Source organism: Burkholderia sp. ABCPW 11 (genome assembly GCF_001523445.1).
In the GTDB taxonomy this organism is placed as follows: domain Bacteria; phylum Pseudomonadota; class Gammaproteobacteria; order Burkholderiales; family Burkholderiaceae; genus Burkholderia.
The window spans coordinates 87,338-102,024 of sequence record NZ_LOVM01000093.1 but is presented as its reverse complement, the minus strand read 5'-3'; the positions used below and the strand labels follow the sequence as shown (position 1 = coordinate 102,024).

At 66.5% G+C, this 14,687-nt stretch carries 14 protein-coding genes; 9 read left to right on the top strand and 5 right to left on the bottom strand.

All coding sequences use genetic code 11. From position 1 onward, the window contains the following. The first annotated feature begins 153 nt into the window (after nt 1-153). From WS61_RS29430 to WS61_RS29415, 4 genes are all read left to right on the top strand, one after another. The gene (locus tag WS61_RS29430; protein ID WP_179949722.1) at nt 154-876 is read left to right on the top strand and encodes a tetratricopeptide repeat protein; all 723 of its coding nucleotides are present in this window, start codon (nt 154-156) and stop codon (nt 874-876) included. Between the two features lie 40 nt (nt 877-916). After that, nucleotides 917-1,492 carry a peptidylprolyl isomerase gene (locus WS61_RS29425; RefSeq protein WP_059505814.1) on the top strand — a complete coding sequence of 192 codons (576 nt, stop codon included), beginning with the start codon at nt 917-919 and terminating at the stop codon, nt 1,490-1,492. Nucleotides 1,493-1,580: 88 nt separating this feature from the next. Further along, a complete protein-coding gene (locus WS61_RS29420) occupies nt 1,581-2,072 on the top strand; it encodes a peptidylprolyl isomerase (protein WP_006483987.1) in 492 nt (163 codons plus the stop codon). A 26-nt stretch (nt 2,073-2,098) separates the two neighbouring features. After that, the gene (locus WS61_RS29415) at nt 2,099-2,899 is read left to right on the top strand and encodes a UDP-2,3-diacylglucosamine diphosphatase (protein WP_034207717.1); all 801 of its coding nucleotides are present in this window, start codon (nt 2,099-2,101) and stop codon (nt 2,897-2,899) included. 48 nt (nt 2,900-2,947) lie between these two features. Here WS61_RS29415 and cysE read toward each other — a convergent pair whose 3' ends face one another. Both cysE and WS61_RS29405 read right to left on the bottom strand, forming a co-directional pair. Continuing rightward, nucleotides 2,948-3,721, bottom strand: coding sequence for a serine O-acetyltransferase (gene cysE, locus WS61_RS29410; protein ID WP_257127380.1), 774 nt, complete (start codon nt 3,719-3,721; stop codon nt 2,948-2,950). Nucleotides 3,722-4,027: 306 nt separating this feature from the next. Then, nucleotides 4,028-4,852, bottom strand: coding sequence for an RNA methyltransferase (locus WS61_RS29405; protein WP_059505810.1), 825 nt, complete (start codon nt 4,850-4,852; stop codon nt 4,028-4,030). A 281-nt stretch (nt 4,853-5,133) separates the two neighbouring features. Between WS61_RS29405 and WS61_RS29400 the strand changes: the two genes are divergently transcribed. Then, nucleotides 5,134-5,937, top strand: a complete 804-nt coding sequence (locus tag WS61_RS29400) for an inositol monophosphatase family protein (RefSeq protein WP_059505808.1) — start codon at nt 5,134-5,136, stop codon at nt 5,935-5,937. Nucleotides 5,938-6,241: 304 nt separating this feature from the next. Next, nucleotides 6,242-7,864 (top strand): NAD(P)/FAD-dependent oxidoreductase, encoded by a 1,623-nt coding sequence (locus tag WS61_RS29395; protein WP_059505806.1) that lies wholly within the window; start codon nt 6,242-6,244, stop codon nt 7,862-7,864. A gap of 117 nt (nt 7,865-7,981) precedes the next feature. Here the strand turns inward: WS61_RS29395 and WS61_RS29390 are convergent, their stop codons facing one another. Continuing rightward, nucleotides 7,982-8,677, bottom strand: coding sequence for an isoprenylcysteine carboxylmethyltransferase family protein (locus WS61_RS29390; RefSeq protein ID WP_095211859.1), 696 nt, complete (start codon nt 8,675-8,677; stop codon nt 7,982-7,984). A gap of 238 nt (nt 8,678-8,915) precedes the next feature. Further along, entirely contained in the window at nt 8,916-9,242 is a 327-nt protein-coding gene (locus WS61_RS29385) for an EthD family reductase (protein ID WP_034207723.1), read from the bottom strand. Between the two features lie 378 nt (nt 9,243-9,620). Between WS61_RS29385 and WS61_RS29380 the strand changes: the two genes are divergently transcribed. The 3 genes from WS61_RS29380 (at nt 9,621) to WS61_RS29370 (ending at nt 14,139) form a co-directional block, all read left to right on the top strand. Beyond that, complete coding sequence (locus WS61_RS29380; RefSeq protein ID WP_157692794.1) at nt 9,621-10,112, top strand: hypothetical protein; 492 nt, start codon at nt 9,621-9,623, stop codon at nt 10,110-10,112. 117 nt (nt 10,113-10,229) lie between these two features. Continuing rightward, nucleotides 10,230-12,887 (top strand): DNA mismatch repair protein MutS, encoded by a 2,658-nt coding sequence (gene mutS / locus WS61_RS29375; RefSeq protein WP_059505802.1) that lies wholly within the window; start codon nt 10,230-10,232, stop codon nt 12,885-12,887. After that, nucleotides 12,868-14,139, top strand: a complete 1,272-nt coding sequence (locus tag WS61_RS29370) for a hypothetical protein (RefSeq protein WP_179949721.1) — start codon at nt 12,868-12,870, stop codon at nt 14,137-14,139. Before mutS ends, WS61_RS29370 begins: the two co-directional genes overlap by 20 nt. Here the strand turns inward: WS61_RS29370 and WS61_RS29365 are convergent. Continuing rightward, a complete protein-coding gene (locus WS61_RS29365; RefSeq protein ID WP_034207726.1) occupies nt 14,119-14,661 on the bottom strand; it encodes a peptidylprolyl isomerase in 543 nt (180 codons plus the stop codon). The genes WS61_RS29370 and WS61_RS29365 overlap by 21 nt on opposite strands. Between the last annotated feature and the right edge of the window lie 26 nt (nt 14,662-14,687).

Sequence of the window (14,687 nt, the reverse complement as noted above, 5' to 3'; positions counted from 1 at the left end):
CCAGGCCGCGCGTCCTCGATATCACATGGGGCGGTCAGGCTGCAAGCACAGCGGTGACGGCCACGAGAGGCTAAGAAAGACTGTCTGACGCTCGCCGGAACGCGCAGACGTTTTGTTAGAATGGCTCGGAGTATAACATTCCGATTTACGCCTATGAAACCTCATCGCGGCCGCGCGCCGAGCGCTGCGACCCTCGTTGCGACCACCGTCATGGGCGTCGCGCTGACGCTTTTCGTGGCTCCCGCGGCGCATGCGCAAAAGGCCCCGGCCGTCGCCGACGGCACCCCCGAAATCGACGCGTCGATCGCCGGCAAGCAGTGGAAGCAGGCGCTCGCGCAGCTCGACGCACGCATCGCGTCGAACCCGCACGACGTGCAGGCGCAGTTCAAGCGCGGCACCGTGCTGGCCCGCCTGAACCGCGACGACGACGCGATCCAGCAATTCGTCGCGATCACGCAGGCGTACCCCGAACTGCCCGAGCCGTACAACAACCTCGCGGCGCTCTACGCGAAGCACGGCCGCTACGACGAAGCGCGCACCGCGCTCGTCACCGCGACGCAATCGAACCCGAGCTACTCGCTCGCGTACGAGAACCTCGGCGATCTGTACCTGCGGCTCGCGGCCGAATCGTACAAGCGCGCGCAATCGCTCGGCCGCACGAGCGGCGCGACCGCGCAGCGCCTCGCCGATCTCCAGAAGATCGTGTCGCCGTCGAAGGCCGCGCCGAACGCCCGCGCGACGACACCGACCACGCGCGACTACACCGAGCGCGCCGCCGCGAACGTGAGCACCACCACGCTGCCGATGTCGCCGACGTTCCAGTTCAGCGGTCCGTCGGGCGCCTTGGCGGCGCCGTACGTCGCGCCGTCGAAATAAGCGGCGCGGCCTTCCTTCCCCTCCCAACCTGAGGATCGCAATGAAACGTCTGTTGCTGGCGCTTGGCGGCGCCGCCCTTCTCGCGACCGCACCCGCGTTCGCGCAAACGGCCACCGCGCACCCCGTCGTGCAGCTGAAGACCTCGCAGGGCGACATCCGCGTCGAGCTCTATCCGGAGAAGGCGCCGAAATCCGTCGCCAACTTCCTCGATTACGTGAAGTCCGGCCAGTACAACGGCACGATCTTCCATCGCGTGATCAAGGGCTTCATGATCCAGGGCGGCGGCTACAAGACCAACTTCGAGGAGAAGCCGACCCGCGCGCCGATCCCGCTGGAGAGCCGCAATGGTCTGAAGAACCTGACGGGCACGATCGCGATGGCGCGCACCAGCGACCCGAATTCGGCTACCGCGCAGTTCTTCATCAATACGGTCGACAACAGCGGCCTCGACTACCCGAACCCGGACGGCAACGGCTATGCGGTGTTCGGCAAGGTCGTGTCGGGTCTCGACGTCGTGAAGAAGATCGAAGGCGTGGCGACGACCTCGCGCGGCCCGATGCAGGACGTGCCGGCCCAGCCGATCGTGATCGAATCCGCGAGCATCGTCTCGAAGTAATGACCTGCCGGCACGTCCGGCGCCTCACGCGGCCGCGTCGCACGACCGGCCGCGTGCCATTTAAACCGCCTCACCGAAGGAATTCATCATGGTTGAACTGCATACGAACCACGGCGTGATCAAGCTCGAACTCGACGCCGCGAAGGCACCGAAGACGGTCGAGAACTTCCTGAACTACGTGAAGAAGGGCCATTACGACGGCACCGTGTTCCATCGCGTGATCAACGGCTTCATGATCCAGGGCGGCGGCTTCGAGCCGGGCCTGAAGCAGAAGCCGACCGATGCGCCGATCGACAACGAAGCGAACAACGGCCTGAAGAACGACAACTACACGATCGCGATGGCGCGCACGAACGATCCGCATTCGGCGACCGCCCAGTTCTTCATCAACGTGAACGACAACGACTTCCTGAACCACTCGTCGCCGACGCCGCAGGGCTGGGGCTACGCGGTGTTCGGCAAGGTGGTCGAAGGCCAGGACGTGGTCGACAAGATCAAGGGCGTCAAGACGGGCAACGCCGGCTTCCACCAGGACGTGCCGACCGACGACGTCGTGATCGAGAAGGCCGTGGTGGTCTGACGCGCAGTCGTTACGGAGGCACTTCGATGTTGCAGGAGAGTCCGCCGCGAAGCGTCTCCGCGGGCGTGCCGGGCGAGCGCGAGTACGCGCAAGCCGCACGCCCGTTCCTGTTTCTCTCCGATCTGCACCTGAGCGAAGCGATTCCGAAGACGGTCGCCGCGTTCGAGCATTTCGTGAGATACACCGCCGACAGCGCCGATTCGGTGTTCATCCTCGGCGACCTGTTCGAATACTGGATCGGCGACGACATCCTCGACGACGATCCGTTCGCCGCGCGCATGGCCGCGCTGATGCACACGTTCTCGGAACGCGGCATCGCGCTCTACGTGATGCACGGCAACCGCGATTTCCTGCTCGGCCGCCGCTTCATGAAGGCCGCCGGCGCGATGCTGCTGCCCGATCCTTCGCTGATCGTCGCGTTCGGCCAGCGCATCGTGCTCGCGCACGGAGACGCGCAATGCACGGCCGACCGCGGCTACCAGATGTTCCGTCGCTTCGCGCGCAACCGCGTCGCGCAATGGTTGTTTCTCGCGTGGCCGTTCCGCTGGCGCCGCGCGCTCGCGCAACGCATGCGCTCGACCAGCGAAGCGGGCCGCATGCGCCCCGCTTCGGCCCTCTACGACGTCACGCGGGAAGGCGTGGCCGCGCTGTTCCGGAAAAGCCGCGCGAGCGTGATCATTCACGGCCACACGCACCGCCCCGCGCGCCACGCGGAACCGGGCGGAATCCGCTGGGTGTTGCCCGACTGGGATCTCGATCACGGCACGCCGCGCGGCGGCTACCTGCGCGTCGATGCGGAAGGCATCCACGCGATGCCGCTCGACTGACGCCGCCGCTGCCGCGCCGACAGCAGCCGTCGGCGCGCTTCCCGTTCGTTACATCTGGCGTTCGACCGTCTTGCCTTCCAGCACCGCGGACAGCCTGCGCAGGTCGAGGCCCGCCGCGTCGGCGCCCTGCAGCGTTTCCAGATGCGTGCCGAGCCGCTCGAGCGCCGCGACGATCTCGTCGACGCGGCGGCTTTCCTTCGCCGCGTGATCGATCAGCCCGTGAATCGCGAGCGACATCGGATCGTCGGCGTTCGGCGTGATCCCGTATGCGCAAAATGCCGCGCGTTCGGGTTGCGGCTTCGGCTGCGCCGGCATCACGATGCGCGCCGGATTGCCGACCGCCGTGCCGCCCGCCGGCACCGGCTTGACGACCACCGCGTTCGAGCCGATCTTCGCGCCCGCGCCGACCGTGAACCCGCCGAGCACCTTCGCGCCCGCGCCGACGATCACGCCGGCCTCGAGCGTCGGGTGGCGTTTCGCGCCGCGCGTGAGCGACGTGCCGCCCAGCGTCACGCCCTGATAGATCGTGCAGTCGTCGCCGACGATCGCCGTCTCGCCGATCACGACACCCATGCCGTGATCGATGAACACGCGCCGGCCGATCGTCGCGCCGGGGTGGATCTCGATCCCGGTCAGGAACCGGCCTGCCTGCGACGCGAACCGCGCGAGCCAGTAGCGTTTCGCACGCCAGCATGCATGCGCGAAACGGTGCAGCACGAGCGCATGCAGCCCCGGATAACAGGTCAGCACTTCCCACGCACTGCGAGCGGCGGGATCCCGCTCGCGAATCGTTGCAATGTCTTCGCGCAGTCTCGTGAACATGATGTGATCCGGGAAAAGGCCGGCGCGCATCGCCGGCAATGCCGGCCGTTATCGCGCCGGGTCATTTGCTTATGACGTCCGGCGATTGTAGGGCCAGTCGCGGCGGGCCGCACGCGGCCGCGCGTTCACCCCGCGGCCGGCACGGGTATTCGGCCGGGACACTTGCTGCGGCGGGGTTTCCGCGGCGGGGAGATCGGGAGAAACAGCGGGTTCGGCGTTGCCGGTCGGTCGCTGCATGGCCTGTTCGGCCACACGCCGCATTCGCCGGCGAACGCCCCCGCGCCTGGCAATCGGAGCGCCGGCCCCTTACGCGTCGCCGCCCGGCTTGCCCGATTTCAGCAGGATATGCTTGGCGACGCCGCGCAGGATGTTGACCTCCTCGCGCTCGAGGCCCGTGCGCGCGAACAGGCGCCGCAGCCGCGGCATCAGCTTCTTCGGATTGCGCGGATCGAGGAAGTCGAGCGCGATCAGTGCGTTCTCGAGGTGCACGTACATCCGCTCGATTTCGTCGCTCTGCGCGAGCGTGCCCGCTTCGGCCTGCGGCTGCGCCGACGGCTCGCTCGCCTGCTCGAGAAACGCGACACGCAACTCGTATGCGAGCACCTGCACGGCCTGCGCAAGATTCAGCGAACTGTAGGCCGGGTTGGCCGGAATGTGCGCGAGCGCGCTGCACTGCTCGACATGCTCGTTCGCGAGGCCGGTGCGCTCGTTGCCGAACACGAGCGCGATGTCGCCCGTGCCGACCTGCGCGCTCGCCTGCGCGGCGGCCGCGCGCGGCGCGAGGCGCGGCGGCCCGTATTCGCGCGTGCGCGCAGTCAGCGCGATCGACCAGTGAACGCCGGACAGCGCTTCGCCGAGCGTCGGCACGACGTGCGCGGACGCGAGGACGTCGTCCGCGCCGCTGGCCATCGCGATCGCTTCGGGGTCGCTCTGCACGTGCGGCACGCGCGGCGCGACCAGCACGAGGCGCGAGAAGCCCATCGTCTTCAGCGCGCGGGCGACCGCCCCGACGTTGCCGGGATGGCTCGGCTCGACGAGCACGAAACGGGTGGACGTGAAGCCGCCGGACGGCGGCAAGGACGAGGCCGCGCCCGATTCGGACGGCGCGGCGGGGTTCTGCGAGGTTTCCACTACGATACGACTCGGTTCATCAGAATGGCCGTATGGTATCGCCATCGCTCCCGCAAACCCACTCGTCCGGACGGCCAGTGGGGGTTTCCCCGCATGCCGCTCGCCTGAAACCGCCGAAAATCGGGTAAAATCATGCCTTTACGCGTTGCGCTCCGCGCAGCGCGGGTCGTACCCCGCTCTTTGTCAATTCGCGTCTCACCTCGCCCCGGCACGCTTGCGCCGTTCCGGGCGGTTGTCCCACTTCGTGGCGGCCCGTGCCGCCGGCTACAGGATCCAGGCTCATGCATCCCATGCTCAATATTGCTGTCAAGGCTGCGCGCCGCGCCGGACAGATCATCAATCGCGCGTCCCTCGATCTCGACCTGATCGAGATCCGCAAGAAGCAGCAGAACGACTTCGTCACCGAAGTGGACAAGGCCGCCGAAGACGCGATCATCGAGACGCTGAAGACCGCCTATCCCGACCACGCGATCCTCGCGGAGGAATCGGGCGAATCGGAGAACGAATCCGAATTCAAGTGGATCATCGATCCGCTCGACGGCACGACCAACTTCATCCACGGCTTCCCGTACTACTGCGTATCGATCGCGCTCGAGCACAAGGGCATCGTCACGCAGGCCGTCGTCTACGATCCGAACAAGAACGACCTGTTCACGGCCACCCGCGGCCGCGGCGCGTACCTGAACGACCGCCGCATCCGCGTCGGCCGCCGCGATCGTCTGTCGGACGCGCTGGTCGGCACGGGCTTCCCGTTCCGCGAGAAGGACGGCCTCGACGCATACGCGCGCCTCTTCACCGAGATGACGCAGGCCTGCACGGGCCTGCGCCGCCCGGGCGCGGCGGCCCTCGACCTCGCGAACGTCGCGGCCGGCCGCCTCGACGCATTCTTCGAGCAAGGCATCAACGTGTGGGACATGGCGGCGGGCAGCCTGCTGATCACCGAGGCCGGCGGCCTCGTCGGCAACTACACGGGCGACGCCGATTTCCTGCATCGCCACGAGATCGTCGCCGCGAACCCGAAGATCTACGCGCAGATGATCCCGATCCTGAACCGCTACAGCCGCGTGCATCCGGCAGCGGAGTAAGCCCTGGCCGCGCCCGCGTGGCGCGGCTTTCGCGCAAACCGCGCGCGCGGCATCGCCACGATGGCGCGCCGATCGCCCGACACGCGGGACAATCTTCCGTGCACACGGGTCGCTTCGTGCGCCTATCCTGAAGTTGCTCGAGTTGCCCGCACGGGTCGGCGTACTGCCGCTCGCGCCGCTTGTCCCGCAACGACAGCGCATGGTTTGCGTCCGGCATGCCCGCACGGCGAACAACGCCGCCGGCATGCCGGCCCCGCCTGTATCAACACCGCCACGGCGCCGTGGCAATCGCATCCGAGTCCCCATGTTACGGCTAAGCGAAATCAAACTTCCCCTCGACCACCCCGACAGCGCGCTCGAGGCCGCGATTCGCGCGCGCCTCGCCGAGCTAGGCGTGGCGGCAGACGGGCTGCTCCGTTACACCGTGTTCCGCCGCGCGCACGACGCACGCAAGCGCGCCGACATCAAGCTCACGTACATCGTCGATGTCGAAGTCACCGACGAGGCAGCCGCGCTCAAGCGCATCGCCGGCAAGCCGCATTGCGGCGTGACGCCCGACATGACGTATCACTTCGTCACGAAGGCGCCCGAGCACGCCGACTTCCTGCGCCCCGTCGTCATCGGCATGGGGCCGTGCGGGCTGTTCGCAGGGCTGATCCTCGCGCAGATGGGCTTCCGTCCCATCATTCTCGAACGCGGCAAGGCCGTGCGCGAGCGCACCAAGGACACCTTCGGCCTGTGGCGCAAGAGCGTGCTCAACCCGGAATCCAACGTGCAGTTCGGCGAAGGCGGCGCGGGGACGTTTTCCGACGGCAAGCTGTACAGCCAGATCAAGGATCCGAACCACTATGGCCGCAAGGTGCTGGACGAATTCGTCAAGGCCGGCGCACCCGAGGACATCCTGTATCTGAGCCGGCCGCACATCGGCACGTTCCGACTCGTCAGCATGGTGGAAAAAATGCGCGCGTCGATCCACGAACTCGGCGGCGAAGTGCGTTTCGAAACCCGCGTCGACGATATCGAAATCGACCAGGGCAAGGTGCGCGCACTCAAGCTGTCGAACGGGGAAACGCTGCGGTGCGACCGCGTGGTGCTGGCCGTGGGCCACAGCGCGCGCGACACGTTCCAGATGCTGCACGACCGCGGCGTCTACATCGAAGCCAAGCCGTTCTCGCTGGGTTTTCGCATCGAACATCCGCAGGGGCTGATCGATCGCAGTCGCTTCGGCAAGTTCGCGGGCCACAAGCAGCTCGGCGCGGCCGACTACAAGGTAGTCCACCACGCAAGCAACGGGCGCGCCGTCTACAGCTTCTGCATGTGCCCGGGCGGCACGGTGGTCGCCGCGACCTCGGAGCCCGGCCGCGTGGTCACCAACGGAATGAGCCAGTATTCCCGCGCCGAGCGCAATGCGAATGCGGGCATCGTCGTCGGCATCACGCCGGACGACTATCCGGGCGGCCCGCTCGCCGGCATCGCGTTCCAGCGCAAATGGGAAGAACGCGCATTCGAACTCGGCGGCGGCGATTACCGCGCACCGGGCCAACTGGTCGGCGATTTCATCGCGGGCCGGCCGTCGACGTCGCTGGGCACCGTGGAACCGTCGTACAAGCCCGGCGTGAATCCGACCGATCTCAGCACCGCGCTGCCGGACTATGCGATCGAAGCGATCCGCGAAGCGCTGCCCGAGATCGACAAGAAAATCGCCGGCTTCGCGATGCACGATGCCGTGCTCACCGGCGTGGAAACGCGCACGTCGTCGCCGATCCGGATTCGGCGCAAGGACGACTACCAGAGTTTGAACGTCGAAGGCCTGTATCCGGCCGGCGAAGGCGCCGGCTATGCGGGCGGCATCTATTCGGCAGCGATCGACGGGATCGAGGTCGCGCAGGCGGTGGCGCTCAGCCTGACGTCGGCGCACGCGTCCTGATTTGCGATACGGGGCCGGCGCGCGAAGGTCCGCGACCCGAGCGCGCCGGCTTTCGCGTGTCCGCCGCGCCCATGCGCGCGATCGGCGCCCGGCCGTTGCGCGCTTTCGGCGTTCCCGTCAAAACACGCCTGGCATCAACCGGTACCGCACCTTCGTCCTGTACTCACGATAATCCGCGTCTCCCGACAACACCCTCTCCTCCATGACGATTCGCCCGATCTGCAGCAGCATCCAGATGCCGATCGCGAGCAGGTTTCGGATACTGAAGTTGGAGAGCAGAAAACCGATTTCGGACAGCAGGTAACCGGCATAGATCGGATGACGCATGAACCGGTACGCCCCCGTCGAAACGACCCCGCGATTGGCCGGCAGCAGGCCGAACGAGCGCCCCAGCGACAGCTTCGCGAACAGTTGCCACGCAATCCCGGCAATTTGCCAGACGCCCCCTGCCCATTCCGGAATCAGTTGCGTACTGGCGGTCAGTTGATAGGCCAGGTAATAGAACGACCCGCCAAGAGAAAAGCACACGGCGACGGGGTGCCAGTTCCGCCGCGTCGGCAATTTCGCAAAAGCCGACATTCCGACGGTCAGTCCCGCGGACATCAGCAGCAGGATCAGCGTGATCCGGCTCGGGTTCAATCGCCACTGCATATAAATCAGATAAGCGAATGCGCCCAGCACGGTCACTGAAGACACGCGAGCGCCAAGCTCGATCGGATCGATCCGCTCCGACTTGGCCGCGACCGCGGTCATGGGCGACACCGGCGTACTTTGCGCGGACGCTCCCCCGACATCCTGCATGGCCTGCTTCATGTTCGTGCCCCGTTAATCTATTGTATTTATATATCGATGTCTCAGCGTAGCACGTCGATCTTTTCGACACTGGCCCGAGTTTCAGTTTTGCGACGCGAATTGGTGTAAGTCCCGAGCGTATCGGCCAGTAGAAAGACCGATGGACCGGATGACGCAGCCTGCCAATCGTTTCACAGGTCATGGCGTTTTCCGGACGGATCTGATTCTGCCCGCTCGCCCCCAATGATCGGAACGTGGGTCAGGTTTCCGAACGCTCCACGACCACCTCGCTGATTTGCAGCACGGGGCGTATATCCGTGTAATTGGCGATGTCGGCCATGATCTCCTGCGCATGCGGATCGCGGGCTGCCTGGAAAGCTTCGAAGGAAGTGCAGACGAAGTCGCACTTGGCCACGTACACGGGATCCATGCCCGGCGCACCACCGGCGATTCCCTTGTCCACCGTGTAGTACAGGCATGCGGCGCCGAGGCGCTGTTTCACCATTGGCATATGCCGCTCGCGATAGTAAGCATGATCGAATCGCGCGCCTGCGGCGTACGGGTACATGACACTGACTTTGATCATTAGGTTCTCCTGTTGCTCCAAGGTAATCGACGCGGCGGCGCGCGCAAGACGAAATCGAGTCGCCGATACAGGCGCGGGGAAAGTCCTTCGGAATCGGCGCACGCATTGATCTGATTGTAGGCACCGGTGAACCCGTCTTGCCAGTTCGGTGGCGCGAGGTATCCAACGATGCGGAAGCAGTCCGGCGACGTCGGACGCCGTGTGGGTCGGCAGTCGCATGAGCACGTCTTTCACAAGGCAGCCGATCGCCATCGCCGACGACCGCCCGAATGGCGAACTGCGAGCGGTCCCGTTTGGACCGCTGGTAAACTCGTGCAACCGAAAGCAACTTTCCCGGTCACATGAGCGCTCGACTCTGACCTATCCGCCCCCACTATCATGCTCACTGCCTTCGAACTCGCTGGTTTTATTGCGGCGCATGCCGTCTGGTGTGTCTCCGACGCAGATGGCTTTGTCCCTATCGCAGCATTTCAGACGGACGACGGTCAGCGGAAAATCGAGCGGCTGGTGTTCGACGATGCAGGCGAAGCAGTCGAGCAAGGCCGAAAGCGTCTCGAGAGCAATCCGTCCAACGCAAGCAACGGCGTGCTGGCGTACGACGGCCGGCTCGCGACTCCCGATGGCAAAAAGCTCGATGCGATCGTTCTGGAAGCGCGGTCCTACGCTTTCCCGTCGGCAAGGGCAGCCATTGCGGTCGCATACACGCCGAAGAGCACCGGCAACTTCCGTGTACACAAGCCCAAACTCGTCTTGTGGGACAAGTGTGGCGACTTCGATATGAGCGCCGCCATCGAGTCGTTCTTCAACGGCGTTGCCTCGCACGAGCGGGGCGCGAAGGTCTGGAACGACGCGCTGGACGAGAGCAAGTAGGCATCGCCCGCTGCCGCTCGCCATCACCCGCACCTGGCCAAACGGCGAACTTCGCGCGTGGACGTCGAAGCCACTGGTAAACTCGGGCAACCCAAGCAACAACTTCATGCCTGACCTATGACCACGCTGTCGCCCGAGGCCTTTGCCGGCCATACCCCGATGATGCAGCAGTACCTGCGCATCAAGGCCGATCATCCGGACACGCTCGTCTTCTACCGGATGGGCGACTTCTACGAACTGTTCTTCGAGGATGCGGAAAAAGCGGCACGCCTGCTCGACCTGACCCTCACGCAGCGCGGCGCGTCGGCCGGCACGCCGATCAAGATGGCCGGCGTCCCGCATCACGCGGTCGAGCAGTATCTGGCGAAGCTCGTGAAGATGGGCGAATCGGTCGCGATCTGCGAGCAGATCGGCGATCCGGCCACGTCGAAAGGCCCGGTCGAGCGCAAGGTCGTACGCGTCGTCACGCCCGGCACGCTGACCGATGCCGCGCTGCTGTCCGACAAGAACGACGTCTACCTGCTCGCGATGTGCACCGGCCACAACAAGCGCGGCGTCGCGGTCAATATCGGCCTCGCGTGGCTGAACCTCGCAAGCGGCGCATTGCGGCTCGCCGAAATCGAGCCCGAACAGCTTGCCGCCGCGCTCGAACGCATCCGGCCAGCCGAAATCCTGACGCCGGACGGTGCAACCGACGCCATTCCCGCCGGCGCGGGCGCAAGCAAGCGCGTGCCGGCCTGGCACTTCGACATCGCGTCGGGCACGCAGCGCCTGTGCGACCAGCTCGACGTCGCGAGCCTCGACGGTTTCGGCGCGCATTCGCTGACGAGCGCATGCGGCGCGGCCGGCGCGCTGCTGCTCTACGCAGCGGCCACACAAGGCCAGCAACTGCGGCACGTGCGCAGCCTGAAGGTCGAGAACGAAACCGAATACATCGGCCTCGATCCGGCCACGCGCCGCAACCTCGAACTGACCGAGACGCTGCGCGGCACCGAGTCGCCCACGCTGTATTCGCTGCTCGACACCTGCTGCACGACGATGGGCAGCCGCCTGCTGCGCCACTGGCTGCATCATCCGCCGCGTGCCTCGGTTGCCGCGCAGTCGCGCCAGCAGGCGATCGGCGCGCTGCTCGATGCACCGGCCAACGCGAGCCTCGATGCGTTGCGCAGCGCGCTGCGCCAGATCGCCGACGTCGAACGGATCACCGGTCGTCTCGCGCTGCTGTCCGCGCGCCCTCGCGACCTGTCGAGCCTGCGCGACACGTTCGCCGCGCTGCCGGCGCTGCGCGAGCGCATCGGCGCGATCGTCGCGAACGCGGATGCGCTCGCGCGCGTCGACGCGGCGCTCGCGCCGCCCGCCGAATGCCTCGACCTGCTGACGAGCGCGATCGCCACCGAGCCGGCCGCGATGGTGCGCGACGGCGGCGTGATCGCGCGCGGCTACGATGCCGAGCTCGACGAGCTGCGCGACATTTCGGAGAACTGCGGGCAGTTCCTGATCGATCTCGAAGCGCGCGAGCGAGCGCGCACCGGCATCGCGAACCTGCGCGTCGAATACAACAAGGTGCACGGCTTCTACATCGAGGTCACGCGCGGCCAGACCGACAAGGTGCCCGACGATTACCGCCGCCGCCAGACGCTGAAGAACGCCGAGCGCTACATCACGCCGGAACTGAAAACCTTCGAGGACAAGGCGCTGTCCGCACAGGAGCGCGCGTTGGCACGCGAGCGCGCGCTGTACGACTCGGTGTTGCAGGCGCTGCTGCCGTTCATCCCCGAGTGCCAGCGCGTCGCATCGGCCCTCGCCGAACTCGACCTGCTGGCCGCGTTCGCCGAACGTGCGCGCGCGCTCGACTGGGTCGCGCCGACCTTCACCGACGAGATCGGCATCGAAATCGAGCAGGGGCGCCATCCGGTCGTCGAAGCGCAGGTCGAGCAGTTCATCGCGAACGACTGCCGGTTCGGCGTCGATCGCAAGCTGCTGCTGATCACCGGGCCGAACATGGGCGGTAAGTCCACGTTCATGCGGCAGACCGCGCTGATCGCGCTGATGGCGTACGTCGGCAGCTACGTGCCGGCGAAATCGGCGTGCTTCGGCCCGATCGACCGGATCTTCACGCGCATCGGCGCGGCCGACGATCTCGCGGGCGGCCGCTCGACGTTCATGGTCGAGATGACCGAAGCCGCGGCGATCCTCAACGACGCGACGCCGCAAAGCCTCGTGCTGATGGACGAGATCGGCCGCGGCACGTCGACCTTCGACGGCCTCGCGCTCGCCTGGGCCATCGCGCGCCACCTGCTGGCGCACAACGCGTGCTACACGCTGTTCGCGACGCACTACTTCGAGCTGACGCAACTGCCGGCCGAATTCCCGCAGGCGGCCAACGTCCACCTGTCGGCGGTCGAGCACGGCCACGGAATCGTATTCCTGCACGCGGTCAACGAAGGCCCGGCGAACCAGAGCTACGGCCTTCAGGTCGCACAGCTCGCGGGCGTCCCGGCGCCCGTGATCCGCGCCGCGCGCAAGCACCTCGCGTATCTCGAACAGCAGTCGGCCGCCCAGCACACGCCGCAGCTCGACCTCTTCAGCGCGCCGCCGGCGGCCATCGACGATCTCGAATGCGCGGACGCGCCGGCGCTGCCCGACGCTCCGCATCCGGCGCTCGAAAAGCTGCGCGACATCGATCCCGACGATCTCAAGCCGCGCGAGGCGCTCGACCTGCTGTACGAGCTGCGCACGCTGGTCCGGTCGCACGATGCCGACGGGCACGCGTAAGCGCATCTCGCGGCGCCTGCCGGCCCGCGCCGCCGCCGCGCTCGCCGCGACACTGCTTGCGCTGGCGCAGGCCGGTGCGCTGGCCGCGCCGCCCAAGCGCAGCGCCGCGCCCTACTCGTTCGCAGTCGTGTCGGGCGTCATCAACGGGCCGGCGGACGAACCGGCCGCGCAGCGGCTGCTCGATGCGATCGCACGCGAGCGCAATCTCGCGTTCGCGGTCTACGCGGGCGACCTCAAAGGCCCGAAGGAAGCATGCCGCGACACGCTGTATTCGCAGCGCGGCGCGATCCTGGATTCGGCGCGCATCCCGCTCGTGTTCATTCCCGGCCACGACGACTGGATCGCATGCAACACCGCGGCCGGCGGCGGTTACGATCCGGTCGAGCGGCTCGATTTCCTGCGACAGACCCTGCTCGCCGAGTCGGCGCTGCCCGACCCCGGTGCGCTGCAGATTACGCGGGAGAGCGAAGTCGCGCGGTTCCGGCCATATCGCGAGAACGCACGCTGGATGCGCGACGACATCGTCTACGTCGCACTCAATGCGCCGGCGCCGAACAACCATTATTTGACGGCGGGCGGCCGCAACGGCGAATTCGAGGACCGCATCATCGCAAACGGCTTCTGGGTCGACCACGCCGCCGAATATGCGAAGCGGCGCGAAGCCCGCGCGATGGTGGTGATTTTCGAGGGCGATCCGCAGTTCGAACGCTACGAACGCTCGGAGCGCTTCGCGTGGCTGCGTTTCAATCGGCCGCGCGTGCGCGACGGCTTCCGTGAACTGAAACGAACGCTGGTGAAGGCGGCGACGACGTTCCGCGGCCCGATACTGGTGATGCACGCGAGCGGCGAACCGCTGGCGAACGGCTTTCTGATCGACCGTCCGCTGCATGCCGACGACGGTGAGTTGGTAGGAAACGTGACGCGCGTCGCGATCGGACCGCGCCACCCGGCGAACCAGTGGGTCAAGGTGACCGTATCGCCCGCGCGGCAGACGATCTTCAACGTGAGCCTGCAGGAGGTGCCGAAGAACCTGCCGGTGCCGCCCACGCTGCCGCTCGTGCCGCGCGACGACGTGCCGCTGCCGCAGATGCCGGAAATCCCTGCGCTGCCGGCGCTGCCCGACGCGTCGTCGGTCGCGCCGCCGTTGCAGGGCGACGGCGCCGCACCGGGCGGCGCGTCGTCGCCGGCACCGCCCCCCGGATCAGGGCCGGCGCCGGGCCTGCCGGCAAGCTCAGTGCAGCGTACGCCCTGACGGCGCTTCGCCGTCCTCGTCGTCATCCTCGTCGACGATCTCGAGCCCTTCCGCGCCATGCGCGTGCTCGTGCTCGATTTCGTCTTCGGTGGCTTCGCGAACGTCCTTCACGGTCAGCGCGAAACGCAGCGCCATGCCCGCCAGCGGGTGATTGCCGTCGAGCACGACTTTGTCTTCGGCGATATCGGTGACCGTATAGATCAGCGAATCGACTTCCTCGTCGGCGTCTTCTGGCGTGCCTTCGAACTGCATGCCCACTTCGAGCGGCTCGGGAAAACGATCGCGCGGCTCGATCTTCACGAGTTCGGGATCGTAGTCGCCGAACGCGTCCTCCGGCTCGAGCTGGATCTGCGCCTGGTAGCCCGCCTCGTGGCCGTCGAGCTGTTCCTCGATCTTGGGGAACGTGCCATCATAGCCGCCGTGCAGATAGACCATCGGCTCGTCGCTTTCCTCGATCAGATTGCCCTGTGCGTCCGACAGCTTGTAAGTGACCGATACGACGGTGTTTTTTGCGATTTTCATCCAATTCTCCCAAGTACAAGTCCCAT

Excerpts from the sequence above, each read along its gene's own strand:
- WS61_RS29370 (WP_179949721.1), top strand. The coding sequence starts at position 12,868 with ATGCCGACGGGCACGCGTAAGCGCATCTCGCGGCGCCTGCCGGCCCGC.
- WS61_RS29425 (WP_059505814.1), top strand. The coding sequence starts at position 917 with ATGAAACGTCTGTTGCTGGCGCTTGGCGGCGCCGCCCTTCTCGCGACC.
- WS61_RS29430 (WP_179949722.1), top strand. The coding sequence starts at position 154 with ATGAAACCTCATCGCGGCCGCGCGCCGAGCGCTGCGACCCTCGTTGCG.
- cysE (WP_257127380.1), bottom strand. The coding sequence starts at position 3,721 with ATGTTCACGAGACTGCGCGAAGACATTGCAACGATTCGCGAGCGGGAT.
- WS61_RS29400 (WP_059505808.1), top strand. The coding sequence starts at position 5,134 with ATGCATCCCATGCTCAATATTGCTGTCAAGGCTGCGCGCCGCGCCGGA.
- WS61_RS29395 (WP_059505806.1), top strand. The coding sequence starts at position 6,242 with ATGTTACGGCTAAGCGAAATCAAACTTCCCCTCGACCACCCCGACAGC.
- WS61_RS29380 (WP_157692794.1), top strand. The coding sequence starts at position 9,621 with ATGCTCACTGCCTTCGAACTCGCTGGTTTTATTGCGGCGCATGCCGTC.
- WS61_RS29415 (WP_034207717.1), top strand. The coding sequence starts at position 2,099 with ATGTTGCAGGAGAGTCCGCCGCGAAGCGTCTCCGCGGGCGTGCCGGGC.
- WS61_RS29365 (WP_034207726.1), bottom strand. The coding sequence starts at position 14,661 with ATGAAAATCGCAAAAAACACCGTCGTATCGGTCACTTACAAGCTGTCG.
- mutS (WP_059505802.1), top strand. The coding sequence starts at position 10,230 with ATGACCACGCTGTCGCCCGAGGCCTTTGCCGGCCATACCCCGATGATG.
- WS61_RS29420 (WP_006483987.1), top strand. The coding sequence starts at position 1,581 with ATGGTTGAACTGCATACGAACCACGGCGTGATCAAGCTCGAACTCGAC.
- WS61_RS29390 (WP_095211859.1), bottom strand. The coding sequence starts at position 8,677 with ATGAAGCAGGCCATGCAGGATGTCGGGGGAGCGTCCGCGCAAAGTACG.
- WS61_RS29385 (WP_034207723.1), bottom strand. The coding sequence starts at position 9,242 with ATGATCAAAGTCAGTGTCATGTACCCGTACGCCGCAGGCGCGCGATTC.